General features: G+C 54.9%; 15 protein-coding genes. All 15 read right to left on the bottom strand.

The annotated features are described in order from the left end of the window. Positions 1–43 precede the first annotated feature (43 nt). The 15 genes from WMO29_RS00225 to WMO29_RS00155 all read right to left on the bottom strand — a co-directional run bounded on the left by WMO29_RS00225 (position 44) and on the right by WMO29_RS00155 (position 15,122). Positions 44–1,291, bottom strand: a complete 1,248-nt coding sequence (locus WMO29_RS00225) for a hypothetical protein (RefSeq protein ID WP_349163267.1) — start codon at positions 1,289–1,291, stop codon at positions 44–46. A 162-nt stretch (positions 1,292–1,453) separates the two neighbouring features. After that, entirely contained in the window at positions 1,454–2,725 is a 1,272-nt protein-coding gene (gene purD / locus WMO29_RS00220) for a phosphoribosylamine--glycine ligase (RefSeq protein ID WP_349163266.1), read from the bottom strand. A 3-nt stretch (positions 2,726–2,728) separates the two neighbouring features. Further along, entirely contained in the window at positions 2,729–3,322 is a 594-nt protein-coding gene (gene purN / locus WMO29_RS00215) for a phosphoribosylglycinamide formyltransferase (protein WP_349163265.1), read from the bottom strand. Then, positions 3,316–4,341: a phosphoribosylformylglycinamidine cyclo-ligase gene (purM, locus tag WMO29_RS00210; protein WP_349163264.1), complete on the bottom strand. Its 1,026-nt coding sequence runs from the start codon at positions 4,339–4,341 to the stop codon at positions 3,316–3,318. The genes purN and purM overlap by 7 nt, the downstream gene beginning before the upstream one ends. 131 nt (positions 4,342–4,472) lie before the next feature. Further along, positions 4,473–4,973 carry a 5-(carboxyamino)imidazole ribonucleotide mutase gene (gene purE / locus WMO29_RS00205; protein WP_178038424.1) on the bottom strand — a complete coding sequence of 167 codons (501 nt, stop codon included), beginning with the start codon at positions 4,971–4,973 and terminating at the stop codon, positions 4,473–4,475. Positions 4,974–5,177: 204 nt separating this feature from the next. Next, entirely contained in the window at positions 5,178–7,229 is a 2,052-nt protein-coding gene (locus tag WMO29_RS00200) for an aminopeptidase (protein WP_435391084.1), read from the bottom strand. A gap of 11 nt (positions 7,230–7,240) precedes the next feature. Then, a complete protein-coding gene (locus WMO29_RS00195; RefSeq protein WP_349163263.1) occupies positions 7,241–7,552 on the bottom strand; it encodes a DUF6142 family protein in 312 nt (103 codons plus the stop codon). Then, positions 7,533–8,009, bottom strand: coding sequence for a VanZ family protein (locus tag WMO29_RS00190; protein WP_178038426.1), 477 nt, complete (start codon positions 8,007–8,009; stop codon positions 7,533–7,535). Before WMO29_RS00190 ends, WMO29_RS00195 begins: the two co-directional genes overlap by 20 nt. 17 nt (positions 8,010–8,026) lie before the next feature. Continuing rightward, the gene (locus tag WMO29_RS00185) at positions 8,027–8,179 is read right to left on the bottom strand and encodes a hypothetical protein (RefSeq protein WP_178038427.1); all 153 of its coding nucleotides are present in this window, start codon (positions 8,177–8,179) and stop codon (positions 8,027–8,029) included. Positions 8,180–8,191: 12 nt separating this feature from the next. Beyond that, on the bottom strand, positions 8,192–8,872 hold the full coding sequence (pyrE, locus tag WMO29_RS00180; RefSeq protein WP_349163262.1) for an orotate phosphoribosyltransferase: 681 nt from the start codon (positions 8,870–8,872) through the stop codon (positions 8,192–8,194). A gap of 120 nt (positions 8,873–8,992) precedes the next feature. Then, positions 8,993–10,054, bottom strand: coding sequence for a type IV pilus twitching motility protein PilT (locus WMO29_RS00175; protein WP_349163261.1), 1,062 nt, complete (start codon positions 10,052–10,054; stop codon positions 8,993–8,995). Next, a complete protein-coding gene (locus WMO29_RS00170) occupies positions 10,044–11,723 on the bottom strand; it encodes a GspE/PulE family protein (protein ID WP_349163260.1) in 1,680 nt (559 codons plus the stop codon). Before WMO29_RS00170 ends, WMO29_RS00175 begins: the two co-directional genes overlap by 11 nt. Then, a complete protein-coding gene (locus WMO29_RS00165; protein ID WP_349163259.1) occupies positions 11,720–12,457 on the bottom strand; it encodes a hypothetical protein in 738 nt (245 codons plus the stop codon). Before WMO29_RS00165 ends, WMO29_RS00170 begins: the two co-directional genes overlap by 4 nt. Next, positions 12,458–13,879, bottom strand: coding sequence for a hypothetical protein (locus WMO29_RS00160; RefSeq protein WP_349163258.1), 1,422 nt, complete (start codon positions 13,877–13,879; stop codon positions 12,458–12,460). Between the two features lie 49 nt (positions 13,880–13,928). Continuing rightward, positions 13,929–15,122 carry a type II secretion system F family protein gene (locus WMO29_RS00155; protein ID WP_349163257.1) on the bottom strand — a complete coding sequence of 398 codons (1,194 nt, stop codon included), beginning with the start codon at positions 15,120–15,122 and terminating at the stop codon, positions 13,929–13,931. Positions 15,123–15,175 lie beyond the last annotated feature (53 nt).

The following is a 15,175-nucleotide window of genomic DNA, read 5'->3' as shown; positions in this document are numbered from 1 at the left end:
GGCGGGGTTTTCGCGCCCCGCCTTCTTTTCTTCTGTCATTTCATTATAAATTCAGATCGTCCAGATCCAGGATTTCGATGTCCAGATCGTCGTCCGCGTCTGTCGGCTCTTCTGCTTTCGGTTCTTCGGCCTTCGGTTTCTCCGTCTTCTTCGGCTCTTCCACCGCCTCGTCCAGGGCGCTCAGATCAATCTTCGGCAGATTGGCCGTCAGGCTCAGATCCTCCTCGTCATAGGCTGCCTTGTCGTACACGGTATCGTCGTAAGCACTCTCACCGCTGTAATCCTCGTCCTCATCCGCCCATTTTTTCGACTTCTCAGAACGCTTTTTCTTTACATCCTCTACGAAATCATCGAAGTCATCCTCGTCGTCGTCTTCTTCCTCATCGCGCTTTCTGCGTCCAAAGAGACCACGGCGCTTCTTCGGCTTCTCATCCTCTTCGAACTCGTCGTCCTCTTCCTCGTCCTGCTCCTCACTGTCATCGGAAATGTCGCCGTCGTCCTCATTGTCATCATCCTCGTATTCGTAACCCGCATTGCGGCTCTTTACCGCGAATACGATGGTCAGAATCAGAAGAATGACACTCAAAACGCCCAGGCCAATCATAATGTACAGGCGCTGCTGCAGGCTTTTCGCTGTGGTGGATTTCAGGGTAGTCAGCTCATTTTGCAGAGAAGTCACCAGACCCTGCTGGCTAAACTGTCCCAGATCCTGCTGGAAGGTCTCCTCAGACGGATCGTACCAGTACCAGCCGGTGCTGCCGTCTTCCTTTGCCGCCCAGACCAGATAGAGCTGATCCGTGGCCGTACTCTGATATGCCGTGTAAGTCTGATCCCCCACGCTGACGCTGGTCTGCTCCATGGAATCCGCGCCCGTATACGCCTCGGCAGGCTCCTGAATGGTATAAGCTCCTGCGGAAATGCTTCCGGTCTCACCGCCATCGCTTTCCTCCGGCTGCTCCTCACTCTCCGCGGGCTGCTCCTCCGCCGGATCCTCGGTCTCCGATACAGACAGCAGGTCCGAACGAATCCAGCCTGTCTTCTGAGCGCCATCCAGCGTAAAGCTGATCTGATACCAGGTCTTGCCGCCGCTCTCGGCTTCATCGGTAATGTCTACCATCGTATCGATAGGCAGGGAGCACACCTTCTGGCCCTCCGCGTCGGCTGTGGCGCGAACGCGGGATCCGTCCGTGGTAATGGTTCCGGTCCGGGCCGCCTCGCCGGTGATGCCTGTACTGAAAATCAGGACGCCCGCTGCCAGCGCAGCCAGAACTCCTGTGTATCTCTTCTTCATGCTTTTATCCTCCATATATCTTGTGGTTTATAAAATCCCTTATCCTCACAATATCGATCTCATTATAATCGTATTGTAAGGCCTTGTCAAATGACAGATTGTGGCGAAAAAGTGAAAAGACGGGAGCTTTTCCGCTCCCGTCTGCAGCTTTTTATCTCTGTTTTACGCCTCGTCAATGGCCTTACCAATATCACTTCTGCAATAAGCCTTCTCAAATTCCACCAGCTTCACTGCCTCGTACGCGTTGGCACGGGCGGTCTTCAGATCGGAGCCTACGGCTGTGACGCCCAGCACACGACCGCCATTGGTGACGATCTGGCCGTCCACCTTCCTGGTTCCCGCATGGAATACATAGTAACCGTCCTTGCCCTTGAAGCTCTCCAGACCATGAATTGGGAAGCCCTTTTCATAGGCCACGGGGTAGCCGCCGGAAGCCAGTACCACGCAGACTGCCGCATTGTCCTCGAATTCCAGGTCAATCTGATCCAGAGTGCCGTCGATGCAGGCCTCAAAGACGTCCACGATGTCGGTCTTCATTCTCGGCAGAACCACCTGGGTCTCCGGATCGCCAAATCTTGCATTGTATTCCAGTACCCGCGGTCCCTTCGGGGTCAGCATCAGTCCGAAGAAGATAACGCCCTTGAACTCTCTTCCTTCCGCGCGCATGGCGTCTACGGTCGCCTGGTAAATGTGATCCTTGCAGAACTTATCTACTTCTTCTGTATAAAAGGGACTGGGGGAGAAGGTTCCCATTCCGCCCGTATTCAGTCCCTGATCGCCGTCCAGGGCACGCTTGTGATCCTGAGCGGAGGTCATACACTTGATGGTCTTGCCATCCACGAAGCTTAAGACCGATACCTCGCGTCCGGTCATGAACTCCTCGATGACCATCTGATTGCCCGCGGCGCCAAACTGCTTATCCAGCATGATGGTCTGCACGCCTGCTTTCGCTTCTTCCAGATTATTACAGATCAGTACGCCTTTTCCCAGAGCCAGACCGTCAGCCTTCAGTACAATGGGGAAATCCGCGGTTTCCAGATAAGCAAGAGCCTTCTCCGGGTCGTCGAAATTCTCATATGCCGCTGTGGGAATGCCGTATTTTTTCATCAGGTCCTTGGAAAATGCCTTGGATCCTTCCAGGATCGCCGCGTTGGCACGGGGTCCGAAGATACGAAGACCTTCCTTCTCAAAGACGTCCACGATGCCGCCTACCAGCGGATCATCCATGCCGACTACAGTTAGATCAATGGCGTTCTCTTTTGCGAAAGCCGCCAGCTTCTCAAATTCCATGGCTCCGATGGGCACGCACTCGGCGTACTCCTCGATACCGGCATTGCCCGGCGCGCAATATATTTTCTCGGCTTTGGGGCTCTGGGCGATCTTCCAGCAAATGGCATGCTCCCGTCCGCCTGAGCCAACAACTAAAATCTTCATAGGTTATGCCTCCTTATTGGCGAGCATGTCGATAGCCTTCGGCAGCAGAATCCACTCCGCCTCCTCCATGACACGCCGCTGCAGAATCTCCGGTGTATCTCCCTCTTTTACCTCCACGGCCTTCTGTAAAAGGATTGGGCCTGTGTCGGTTCCCTCGTCTACGATATGTACGGTGGCTCCCGTCACCTTGACGCCCCGCTTCAGGGCCTCCTCATGCACCTTCAGGCCATAGAAGCCGGTGCCGCAAAAAGACGGGATCAGGGACGGATGGATGTTGATGATGCGTCCCTCGTACGCGTGAATGATTTCCTTCGGAATCACCACCAGGCAGCCTGCCAGAACAATAAGCTCAGCGCCGCAGTCCTTCAGGGCTTTTAAAAGCGCCGCGTTAAATGCTTCCGTGCTTCCGCATGCCTTTCTGGTAATGCAGACCGCCGGAACGCCATGCTTTTTTGCCCTCTCCAGGGCGTAGGCGTTCGGATTATTGCTAATAACGGAGACGATCCTGGCATTACGGATTTTTTCTTCATCTATGGCGTCCAGAATGGCCTGCAGGTTCGTGCCGCCGCCGGATACCAGTACTGCTACCTTTAGCATAAGGTCACTCCTTTTTCGCCCGCAGCGATTTCACCCAGGATGTACGGAGTCTCGCCGGACTCACGGACTGCTGCTACGCACTTGTCCACGTCAGCCGGATCTACGGCCATCACCATACCGATACCCATGTTGAAGGTATTGTACATCATCTGCTCCTCAATGCGGCCATCCTCACGCAGCATGTGGAAGATCGCCGGAACCTCGTAGCTGTCCTTTTTGATCATGGCACGCACGCCCTCCGGCAGCATACGCGGTACGTTCTCGTAGAAACCGCCGCCTGTGATGTGGCTACAGCCCTTGATGGTCACGCCGGCCTCTTTCACGGTGCGCAGAGCCTTCACATAGATCTTGGTCGGCTCGATGAGGGCCTCGCCCAGGGTTCTGCCCAGGCTCTCAAAGTAAGTATTCAGGTACTCTGCCTTCATGGTAAATACCTTTCTTACCAGAGAGAAGCCGTTGCTGTGTACGCCGGAGGAAGCCATACCCACCAGCACGTCGCCCGGCTTGATATCCGCGCCGGTGATCAGGTTCTTCTGATCTACCACGCCTACCGCGAAGCCGGCCAGGTCGTACTCGTCCACCGGATAGAAGCCCGGCATCTCAGCGGTCTCGCCGCCGATGAGCGCTGCGTTAGACTGACGGCAGCCCTCTGCCACGCCGCTTACGATGGTCGCAATCTTCTCCGGAACATTCTTGCCACAGGCAATGTAATCCAGGAAGAACAGCGGTTCTCCGCCTGCGCAGGCGATATCGTTGACACACATAGCTACGCAGTCGATGCCGACGGTATCATGCTTGTTCATAAGAAATGCCAGCTTCAGCTTGGTTCCCACGCCGTCAGTGCCGGACACCAGCGTCGGCTGCTCCATATTTTTGAATGCTTCCATGGAAAATGCGCCGGAGAAGCCGCCGATACCGGTCAGCACTTCGGGACGCATGGTCCGCTTGATATGCTCCTTCATCAGTTCTACAGACTTGTAACCTGCTTCAATATCTACGCCTGCGTTCTTGTAATCCATTTTATTATCCTCCTAGTATGAGCACTTGGCGAGGTGTTTTCGAGCCTAGTGCGAATCTACACCTGGACACTTAATGAATGCAAGCGGCACGCGCCGCATGAATTTAGTGACCATGGTGTTTCCTACAGTTTTTAGTAGTTTTTGTATCCTACCTCTTTCAGCCGCGCATCCTTCTTCTCTACCTGCTGTTTCAGATCCTCGGAGTAGGCCTTCAGACGTGCCAGCAGCTCCGGATCAGAGGTTGCCAGAATCTTCGCAGCCAGCAGGCCTGCGTTCACGCCGCCGTTGATAGCCACCGTCGCTACCGGGATGCCGGAAGGCATCTGTACGATGGAGTACAGGGAATCTCTGCCGCCCAGGGATGTGGTGTGCATGGGAATACCGATGACCGGCATCGGGAAAATCGCCGCGCACATGCCCGGAAGATGGGCTGCCATACCCGCGCCCGCGATGATCACCTTGAAGCCCTTCTCCTCCGCGCTCTTCGCATACTCAAAAAATACATCCGGCTCCCGGTGCGCTGAGATAATGGTCATCTCAAACTCCACGCCAAGCTGCTCCAGCACATCCGCCGCCTTCTTCATGATCGGCATATCGGAATCGCTGCCCATCACAATACCTACCTTAGCCATAACTGCGAACCTCCTTCGTTCTTCTGTTCCTAGCGGGAAATAACTTTCCGGCTGAACGGTACTTTGTTTCCAATAAGTATTAATTAGTTTTTCTTATAAATGCCTAATTTTCTTTTTGTTTTACTTATAAATCCAGTTTACAGGGTATCACACTCTCTGTCAACACCTAAAACATACAAAATTTCGAAACTGCTTATTTCTTTTCTACATTCCGTCAAACGGCTTATTCAGTTCTTCGGTTCCCGGCAGCACAAACCTTCCCTTCTCAATCAGCGGAATTCTGCTTCCGTCCGGTCTTACCACCCGGATGCAATCCAGCTCGTCATAGGGAATCGTAATATCCGTATGACAGTTGAAATAGGCTTTGGATACATCGGTCTTCCGAAGCAGGGAGCACTCGTTATCTCGGGCAATAATCTCCTTGCCGTCGGGATTGTACACCGGATTGTCCTCGGACCAGGAGTAGCAGGTGTCGCCCACTGCGAAATGGGGCCCCATCTTCTCCGCAATCAGAATCGGAAGCTTCGCGCCGATATCATACCGCTTCGCCACCATATAGGCTGTGGTGTTGGTGCCGATGGCAAATTCGCCCAGGGGCAGAGTCTCATGGTTAAAGAGTACATTCGCTTTCAGGAGCTTCTGATTTTCGGTCTCATCGTCGAAGTTCTTACAGCTGTAGGACGTGATTTTTCCATCTTCAAAACGGATTTCCAAATCCATATATTTCAGTTCATTCAGATAGACCTGGCTCACATGAAGCGTACCGTGGGTACCGGTCAGCTTCGGAGAGGTAAACACCTCGCCCACCGGGATATTCACATCGGCCACACAGTTCTCGAAGATGGCCTCCTTCGCCGGATTCTCCGGCTGCCACAGCTGCACATACATCTCCGTCCGGTTCGCCCCCGCGCCCTTCACATAGACGTACTCGCCCTGGTCCAGGGCGTCGATGAGCTTCTGCTGGATGCCCTGATACAGGTGATAATCCAGGTTGTTGATCTTCACAATTTCCCGGAAAATCTCTTCGTAATTATCGCCAATCTCCGGAATGGGCCAGGCAATAATTGTAAAGCTGCGCTGGTCGCCGGGGATGTAGCGGTTCACCAGCTGGCCTGCCTCACTGTTGTACGTCACCATGATCTCCTGCTGCTTTGCATCCAGACGCAGGGCCGCCGGACAGCTCTCGGGCATAAACGGATGCTCGCCGAAGATCTCCATGACTGCAGGCCCCGCATGGACTGCCGCCAACTCCTTATACTCCTCGTAGGCGCTGTGCAGCACACTTAAACGCCGCTCGTTCAGCTTCTTATCCAGATAAAGGGCCATGTCCTCCCGGTGATCAAATTCATACTGCTTGGACGGCTTAGAGCTTACATAGCCCGGGCTTCCCTGGGGACGCCGGTTGATACTGTGACGGGCTTCCCGGTAAATGATACTTTCAAGACCCATAGCCTCAAACTGACCGATGGCCGCCTTCACCACCCGCTCAAAGCCCAGGGCATAGCGGATATTAACCGTCTTCTTTTTACTCAGATCGATACCTGCCGCCACGAAGCCCATCCGATAGCCTTCGGTAAAGGTGGACGCCATGGCATCGATCTCGCTCTGGGACAGTCCGGCCAGAAAGCGGCTGACGCCCAGCTCATTTTCCGTAATGTACTCGCCGAAACGGTACAGATAACGCGGATCACTGAGATCTGCCCCGCGGATAAGCTTCGCTGCGAAATCCAGAGACGGATCCAGCTGCTCCCGAATCCGATCCGGGATAAATACGTCGCAGTAATCACTCATATGCCAGTAGAGGATTTCTTTCAGATTTTCCACGGACGGCGTATCTTCCTCAAAGGCGTTGTACAGCTCAATAAAAAGCTCGGCGGTGACCGTCATATCGGTCAGACGGCCTTCCACCGCCCAGATGATCATGCCGCGCAGCTCCGTGTATACAAAGCTGAGAAGCTGTCCGTAACCCTCGCCAAGCTTTTCCACTGCTCCCGTCGGATTGGCATAGCTTTCCCTGTAAGCCCCGCCTGCCACGTCGCCGTACAGCCGCCGGTTCTGCTCCTGCAGCTCAGCCAGGCTCAGCCGTTCCGGCTCTCCCTTCTCCACACTCGCCCGGTACGCGTCCATTTCCAATATAAAATCCGCCATTTTCTGAAAATATGCGTAAAATGGAGCCGACACGGTCTTTTCCTGCTTCATTGCCCGTATCCGCTCCATCGCAAGCTCATAGCGCTCTCTGATTTCTTCCATTGCCATCTATACTCCTCCTACATTCCTATCACGCATACCATCGCCCACAGAATAAACAGAAGTCCGTCCACAACCACGCCGATCTGGGAAGAGATCACATAGACGTCCTCTTCCTGAAAGCCCCGAAGCGCCAGTACGAACCCGACGACGCTGGCCAGCATGGCAAATACTCCTAAGAGACCCACGATGCTTCCGGCCTGACCTGACCTCTGATAGGCAAGCGACAGGGACGCTGCCGTCAGAATCAGCGCTGTCCCTCCGCAGGCCACCGAAAGAAGACCCTGTTTTGTATGCTTTTTATCGGTAAATTTATAACTTCTTCTCACCATTTCTCTTTCTCCATATATGCCAGAACCATGCAAACAACAGGTAGCCGATGGCTCCCCCCATGGTATTCAGCAACAGATCATCCACGTCGAAGCAGCCTACCCGCAGGATTAACTGGAAGGTTTCTGCCAGAAGGCTTGCCAGAAACGCCAGGATGATGGTGCGCTCCATTCTCCGCGCAGACGGAAAAAGCAGCGGCACGGCGAATCCGAAAGGAATCACCATGGCTACATTTCCCACAATATTGATCAGCATCGCGGACGTCCCCAGGATGTCCCGGTGCTGCCAGAAACGCCGGATCTCCCGAAACAGCACCAGATTATATCGGTAATCCGGACTGACATCGGTTCTTCCATAGGCCTCTGAAAAAAACATAAAATAGACGACGCACGCCAGATAAATCAGCAGCAGTACGCGCCCTCCCTGCCTCAGTCTGTCTCTGGAATCTCTCTTTTTCATTCTGCCCCGTATCCGTCCTAAAACATGAGATCTGACTTATTCTTCAGAAGTCTTGCGCCGTTGACGATGCAGAGGATTCCTGTTACGATACCGGTTACCAGCATGATAATGCCGACGGCAATAGAGCCTGCGCCGGTCTGGGTCATGGTCTTATATGCTTTTTCGTTCATGCAATTGCCTCCTTATTTTGCGCCGTACTGTTCATAATATGCGTCGATTGCCGCCTTACACGTGTCATCAATGAGAACTCTGCCCTGGCAGGGACGGTTGTAGAGGTGCTCTACCACGTCCGCCATGGTAACGATGGCGTTGGTCTCAAAGCCGTACAGATCCTTTACCTCGTCCAGAGCGCATTTCACACCGCCCTTGCCGACCTCCATGCGGTCCAGGGATACCATCAGACCCACGATCTCCACGTCAGCCGCGCCCTTTACCTTCGGTACGGTTTCCTCCATGGATTTGCCTGAGGTAGTCACGTCCTCGATCATAACGACACGGTCGCCGTCCTTCAGCTTACTTCCCAGAAAGCTTCCCTTGTCCGCGCCATGATCCTTCTCTTCCTTCCGGTCTGAGCAGTAGCGGACCTCCTTGCCGTACAGATCGCTGTAGGCAATGGCGGTAACCACGCTTAAGGGAATACCCTTATAGGCCGGTCCGAACAGCACGTCGAAGTCGTCGCCGTACTTGTCATGGATGGCCTTCGCGTAATACTGGCCCAGCCGTTTTAACTGGGAGCCGGTCACATAGGCGCCCGCATTCATGAAAAACGGGGACTTTCTGCCGCTCTTCAACGTAAACTCGCCGAACTTCAGCACGTCCGACTCTACCATAAATTCAATAAATTCCTGCTTATACTGTTCCATTTTATCTTAACCCTCCTAATAATAGCCATATTTCTTTTATCTTAGCACAAAGCCTGCCGCTTCGCAATCCGGCATTTAAAAAATGCTCTCCGGATACCGGAAAGCATTTTCCTGATGCTTTTAGAGATACTGGGCGATCTCCGCCTTGTTATTTGTATAGCTCAGCGCGTCCTCCCGGGTGATATAGCCTTCCCGGACCAGGCGGCCCAGGTCCATGTTCAGGGTGTGCATGCCGTTATCGGCGCCTACCTGCATCATGGACGGGATCTGATGGGTCTTGCCCTCGCGGATCAGGTTCAGGATGCTGTCGGTGCTTACAAGAAGCTCTGTGGCGGCGATACGGGTTACGCCTCCGCCACAGGGAATCAGGCACTGGCTGACGATTCCCTTCAAGGTGCCTGCCAGCTGGATACGTACCTGGTTCTGGCCCTCCGCCGGGCAGGCGTCGATGATACGCTCCACGGTCTGGGCCGCGCCGGTGGTATGCAGGGTGGACAGCACCAGATGACCGGTCTCCGCGGCCAGAAGCGCTGCGGAAATGGTCTCGTAGTCACGCATCTCGCCCACCAGAATCACATCCGGGTCTTCACGGAGCGCGCTTCGAAGGGCTGACGCGAAGCTTCCTGCATCCTCGCCCACCTCCCGCTGGTGAATCAGGGAGCGCTTACTCTCATACCGGTACTCGATGGGATCCTCGATGGTAATCACATGTCGATCCAGATTCCGGTTCAGATACTCGATCATGGCCGCCAGGGTGGTAGATTTACCGCTGCCGGTGGGGCCGGTGACCAGAATCAGACCTCTGGGCTGTTTGGCCATCTCATAAAGGATGGTGGGCATCTTAAGATCCTCCAAGGAGGGAATCCGCCCATTCAGCAGTCGTATGGTGGCTGCCAGCTTTTTCTGCTGCCGGAACACATTCACACGCTGCCGCTCTCCTTCCGGGGTCTCCAGGGAAAAGTCCGCATCCTCGCCCGCCTCAAAGGCTGCCCGGTGCCGCTCGCTTAAGAGCGAAAGCAGAAGGGAACGCACCTCCTCCGGCGAGGGCTGCAGCTCTGCCTCCCGAAGCCGTCCATTTACCCGGTACCACAGGGGCATTGCCTCGGAAATATGAATGTCGGACGCGCCTTTTTTCCGGGCGTCCCGGATAATCTCACAGATATCTGTCATCTTACTCTCCATAGCTGATCTTCATCAGCTCCTCCGGCGTGGTCACGCCCTCCTTCACCAGAATGAGACCGCTCTCCTTCAGGGTCCGCATATGCTGATGCTCGACAGCATATTTCGTGATCTCCTCGATGGTTTCGTGATCCACGATCATCCGCCGAATCTCATTGTTAACCGGAAGAATTTCATGAACTGCGATTCGTCCGCTGTAGCCTGTATGATTGCAGTGGGAGCAGCCCATGCCCCGGTGAATCTTCTTCACATCCCGGCCCAGAAATAAGCGCTCCTGCTCGGTGGTCTCCATCTCCCTGGCGCAGCTGGGGCAGACCTTCCGAAGCAGTCGCTGGGCCACCAGTCCCACCAGGGAATTGGCCACAAGATAGGTCTCCACGCCCATATCCTGCAGTCGCACGATACTGGACACCGCGTCGTTGGTATGCAGGGTGGAAAGCACCATATGACCGGTGATGGCCGCCCGGACCGAAGTACCGGCAGTCTCGCCGTCACGGGTCTCGCCCACCATGATAATATCCGGGTCCTGACGCATCAGGGCGCGCAGACCCACATCGAAGGTCATACCCGCGGTCACATTGACCTGGGTCTGGTTGATGCCGGGGATATTTTTCTCCACCGGATCCTCGATGGTGGATATATTCACCTTCCGGCCGGACAGGTAATCCAGCACCATATACAGTGTAGTGGACTTACCGCTTCCGGTGGGACCGGTAATGTAAATGATACCGTTTGGGTAATTCAGCATGGGTGCGAACTGGTTGTAGCTGAAATCATCCATACCGAAATGATCGGCGTGATCCAGATGGGCCGCCGAAGCCAGAATACGCAGCACCGCTTTCTCGCCGAAGACTGTGGGCAGCACGGACACACGGATGTTGATATTGCCCTCATCCAGCTTTACCCGGAAATGGCCGTCCTGGGGAACACGCTTCTCAGCGATATCCAGATTCGCCAGAATCTTGATACGGGCGATAAGAGGCGCGTGGATGTTCCGGTGAATGGTCACATATTCCATAATGACGCCGTCAATACGCATGCGCACCCGGGTCTCATTTTCAAAGGGCTCGATATGGATATCGCTGGCGCCTGTCTTAATGGCACGCTCCAGAAGGCTGTTTAAGAGGCGGATAATCGGCGCTTCATCGGCGCTGTTCTCCAGGTCCTCGATTTCCAGATCGTCCGCCGCCGTGGTGGTAAAGCCCACGTTGGCCTGGCTGGCCGCCTGACGGGCGCTGACCTCCGCGAAATAATAGGAAACCGCTTTTCTTAAGGGTTCCTCCTCTGAGAGGCAGATCTCCAGCTGGCAGCCGGTCTGTTGCCGGACCTCCTCCAGAGCGAAATAGTTCAGCGGGTCATTAACCGCCAGCACCATATGATGCTCCTGGACGCTGATAGGAAGCAGGAGATTCTTTTCCGCAAGCTCTCTGCTTACCATGGCTACGGCCTTCACATCCACCGGCAGCTGGGCCACATCCACGATGCGCAGCTGCAGCCTGCTGGCCAGGGCGTCCAGCACCTGCTCCTCCGTCACGAAGCCCAGTTCACGCAGAATCTGACCCACGCGCATGTCCCGGTGCTCCTTCTGATAGGCCAGGGCCTGGTTCATCTGCTCATCCGTTACATATCCTTTTTCCTTTAAGACGTCTCCGATTCGTAAGTTTGTATTCACTGTGCCGTCTCCTCTCCTGTACTGGACGCGTCGCCGCAGGTATATACCGCGATGACGCAGCTACAGGTGGTCGTATCCACCGAATCCAGATTTTCATTCAGATAAGTGCCCTCCTGCATGGTGAAGGAACGCACCTGAAGTCCCGGATAATCCACCGCAATATCATTTAAGAAGCTGCGAATCATATCCTCGCTTCCCCGCACGGTCAGGCTCACGTCGGTGATGTGTACGTACTGTGCGTACACCGGCGTCACTGTATCCGCACTGTCCCCGCTGTCCTCCTCACCGTCCAGCTCCGCTGTGGCTGTGTCCGGATCGGAGTTTTCTGCAGTATCCGCAGCCACCGCCCGAGCCGACAGGAAATAAGCGTCCGGCACCGCGTCCCCGGTCTCCGCAATACTTAAGGACACCGGGAACAGACTATGGTTCAGCACCACGCCGGTCACCAGCTCATCGATCTCCTGATTTTCCAGCAGGCCATAGTACTGATCCTGTGCCGCCTTCAGTGTCTCCTCCTGCTTTGCGATGGTTTCCTCCACCGCAGGCATATTTGCAATAGTGTCCTCCATCTCCTGCTTCTGCGCTGTCTTCGCCTCCAGGGAAGCGCTCAGATCCTCGTGCTTATTCAGTCCCGGGAAAATCAGAAGCTGCATGAAAAGCACCACAATCAGGACGCAGCCCAGTCCCTTTAACAGGACGATATCGCCCGGCTTTAATTCCGTATCCAGCTTCATTTACTGCACCTCCCCGGCATCGGCTGCCGCGAGAACGCAGGACAGCGACAATGTATATTCGTTATCCCCGTAGGAATAACCGGTATAATTTACTTCTTCAAACAGACCCGTGGTCGTAAGACGGCTCACATAGCCCGGGATGTCAATGACCTGACGGCTGACCGCGTTGAAGGTCAGAGTGCCTGTCTCCATGTCCAGTCCCTGAATCTTCACGTCCATATCCCGGCCACTGACGTCCTCGATCTCCCGGATCACGCCTTCCGTCAGATCCGGATAGGTGGCCAGATTATCTTCCATCCGGTTCACCTGGGCAATGGACTGACTTAAGGAAGCGCTGTAATTTTTCCGCTCCTCAGCCTGCCGGTACTGTTCCTGCACCGCAGAGTCCTGCATCCAGCGATCCATTTTCCGGATTCTGGCTGATGTGGCCCCATTCCAGACCGCCACGCCCGCAAACAGCACCAGGCAGACCGTCAATGTCACTGCCGGGGGAACCAGTTCTTTTCCGAAATGGACTTTTCCGACCCCGTCCTTCTTCTGATCCGCAAGCCAGCGGTCATACAGATTGATATTCTTCTTATCGGTAATCATGGCTCCGATACAGGCCAGCCAGTCTCCCGGATTTCCGGGGGCGTCGAAGGGAAGATTTACCTCCAGCGGGCGGACCTCCAGGTTCATGGCACGGATGCCGTCCAGACTTGCCTCGAAATCATCCGGCGCGCAGCCTGTATAGTAAACATCCGTAATGGGCATATCGGCATTCATGGTGGCGTAGAACTGCCGGATACCGGAGATATTCCGGACGATCTCCGTACCGAAATCCAGGGTTCCCCGCTCGCTGAAAATCCGGCTTCTAGTGGAATACTGGTAGACGCCGTCCCGATAGAGCAGGCTGGTCACACTGCTGTCCTCAAAGATCAGATAGATAGCTGTGCGGTTCCGGCACTCCTTCAGCTGGGACATGAGCCTTAAGTAGCCCTCCAGCGGCACAGACACCGCATCCACCGGGATTCCCAGCTCCCGGGTAATGGCTGTGAGATCGCTTAAGAACTTCTCCGAGGTGCTGCCGCAGCACAGGCTTAAGCCCTGCTTCTTATCCCCCTGCACCACCGAATAGTCAGCGACGCCCTCGCTCTCATTTTCCTGCATGACATTTTTCGCTATCTTCCCAAGCTGCTTTCCTGTGGCGTAGGGAATCTGGGTAATCCGCGCGGAAGAGTAGGAAGCCGGAAGCACCAGCTTCACATGATCCGCATGCAGGCTCTCCAGACAGGTTTCCAGAGCCTTTTTCCACTGCTCCATCGTATTGCCGAAGCCTTCCACCGGAATCCGGCGCGCTTTTGTGATCTTCGGCATGCGTCCGGCTTTCCCCTCCGCCGCAAGGATGCATTCTTCTCTCAGTACAATGACCGCGTCACTCATGATTGTTCTCCTTGTAAATTATTTCCATATCCTTTGTTTCCATTCTTCCTTACGCGTTTTCGATGGCTGCGTAGGACTGGTAAATCGGCAGCATCACGCCAATCATAATCATACCTACCACCAGAGCCATGAAAATAATCAGAATCGGCTCCAGGAGCGTCACCATCCGCTTCGTAGCCTGCTCCGCGTCATCCTCCAGAGTGGCCGCGACGGAATCCAGCATCACGTCCAGCCGACCGCTCTCCTCGCCCACCAGAATGGTACTGGAGAGCTTCAGAAGCAGGCCGTCCACCTCATGAAGGGCCCGGGACAGGGCCACGCCGCTTCGCACCTGGGTCACCACCATATCAAACTGCTCCTGCACATACAGGTTGCCTACGGTCTCGCCTGCGATGCCGATGGCCTGGGCCAGGGGCATACCGCTGGAATAGAGGCTGCTTAAGGTCCGCGCGAACCGGGCTGTGTAAATGACCTGATACAGCTTTCCGAAGCCCCACACATGGACCTTCGCGTAGTCCACGCCCCTGCGCACCGCCGGAATTCCCATAATCAGCCGCACCAGCGCCACGAAAATGAATACGGCGAGCAGCGCCACATACCACCTCTGTACCAGAAAATCCGATATGGCAATCAGCATATTCGTAATCCAGGGCAGGCTGTCCATCTCGTCAAAAAGACTCTGGAACTGGGGCAGGATAAAGGTCACAATCAGGATGACCACCGCCACGCTTAAGACCAGCAGCACTGCCGGATAGGTCATGGCGGATTTCACCTGCTGATTCAGCTTATGCTCTTTTTCATACTGGATGGCCAGGCGTCCGGTCACCTGATCCAGGTTACCGCTGCCCTCGCCGGAGCGGATCATACCCACCATCAGCTCCGGAAAGGCCTGCCGGTTCTCCATGGCCTCGGACAGGCTGACTCCTTTTCGAAGATCCGTCAACACCGCGTCGTAGACCTCACGCTCCGCCGCCGGGATACCCTCCTGCCCGGAAATGATATCCAGCGCCCGCACCAGACTGACGCCGGAAGCCAGAAGCGTGGACAGCTCCCGGCAGAAAGACGCCAGCTGCTTAGGCTTAAGTCTTTTATGACCCCGGGCTTCCGTCAGGTTCTTCGCCTCCACCAGATACAGGCCGTCCCCCAGCAGATCCGCGGTCAGTGTTTTTTCGCTGGCTGCCTCGACCGTTCCTTTTTTTATTTTTCCCTTCATGTCCTTCGCGACATATTGAAAACGGGCCATCTGTTGTTCTCCTTTATGTAAATGAAGTAAAGCTTCTCCTATGTATTCTATAT

Source organism: Laedolimicola intestinihominis (genome assembly GCF_040096155.1).
Classification (GTDB): Bacteria; Bacillota; Clostridia; order Lachnospirales; family Lachnospiraceae; genus Laedolimicola; species Laedolimicola intestinihominis.
Note: the sequence above shows the minus strand (reverse complement) of the source record. Positions and strands in the feature narration are given on the sequence as shown.

Excerpts from the sequence above, each read along its gene's own strand:
- WMO29_RS00225 (WP_349163267.1), bottom strand. The coding sequence starts at position 1,291 with ATGAAGAAGAGATACACAGGAGTTCTGGCTGCGCTGGCAGCGGGCGTC.
- purD (WP_349163266.1), bottom strand. The coding sequence starts at position 2,725 with ATGAAGATTTTAGTTGTTGGCTCAGGCGGACGGGAGCATGCCATTTGC.
- purN (WP_349163265.1), bottom strand. The coding sequence starts at position 3,322 with ATGCTAAAGGTAGCAGTACTGGTATCCGGCGGCGGCACGAACCTGCAG.
- purM (WP_349163264.1), bottom strand. The coding sequence starts at position 4,341 with ATGGATTACAAGAACGCAGGCGTAGATATTGAAGCAGGTTACAAGTCT.
- purE (WP_178038424.1), bottom strand. The coding sequence starts at position 4,973 with ATGGCTAAGGTAGGTATTGTGATGGGCAGCGATTCCGATATGCCGATC.
- WMO29_RS00200 (WP_435391084.1), bottom strand. The coding sequence starts at position 7,229 with ATGGCAATGGAAGAAATCAGAGAGCGCTATGAGCTTGCGATGGAGCGG.
- WMO29_RS00195 (WP_349163263.1), bottom strand. The coding sequence starts at position 7,552 with ATGGTGAGAAGAAGTTATAAATTTACCGATAAAAAGCATACAAAACAG.
- WMO29_RS00190 (WP_178038426.1), bottom strand. The coding sequence starts at position 8,009 with ATGAAAAAGAGAGATTCCAGAGACAGACTGAGGCAGGGAGGGCGCGTA.
- WMO29_RS00185 (WP_178038427.1), bottom strand. The coding sequence starts at position 8,179 with ATGAACGAAAAAGCATATAAGACCATGACCCAGACCGGCGCAGGCTCT.
- pyrE (WP_349163262.1), bottom strand. The coding sequence starts at position 8,872 with ATGGAACAGTATAAGCAGGAATTTATTGAATTTATGGTAGAGTCGGAC.
- WMO29_RS00175 (WP_349163261.1), bottom strand. The coding sequence starts at position 10,054 with ATGGAGAGTAAGATGACAGATATCTGTGAGATTATCCGGGACGCCCGG.
- WMO29_RS00165 (WP_349163259.1), bottom strand. The coding sequence starts at position 12,457 with ATGAAGCTGGATACGGAATTAAAGCCGGGCGATATCGTCCTGTTAAAG.
- WMO29_RS00160 (WP_349163258.1), bottom strand. The coding sequence starts at position 13,879 with ATGAGTGACGCGGTCATTGTACTGAGAGAAGAATGCATCCTTGCGGCG.
- WMO29_RS00155 (WP_349163257.1), bottom strand. The coding sequence starts at position 15,122 with ATGGCCCGTTTTCAATATGTCGCGAAGGACATGAAGGGAAAAATAAAA.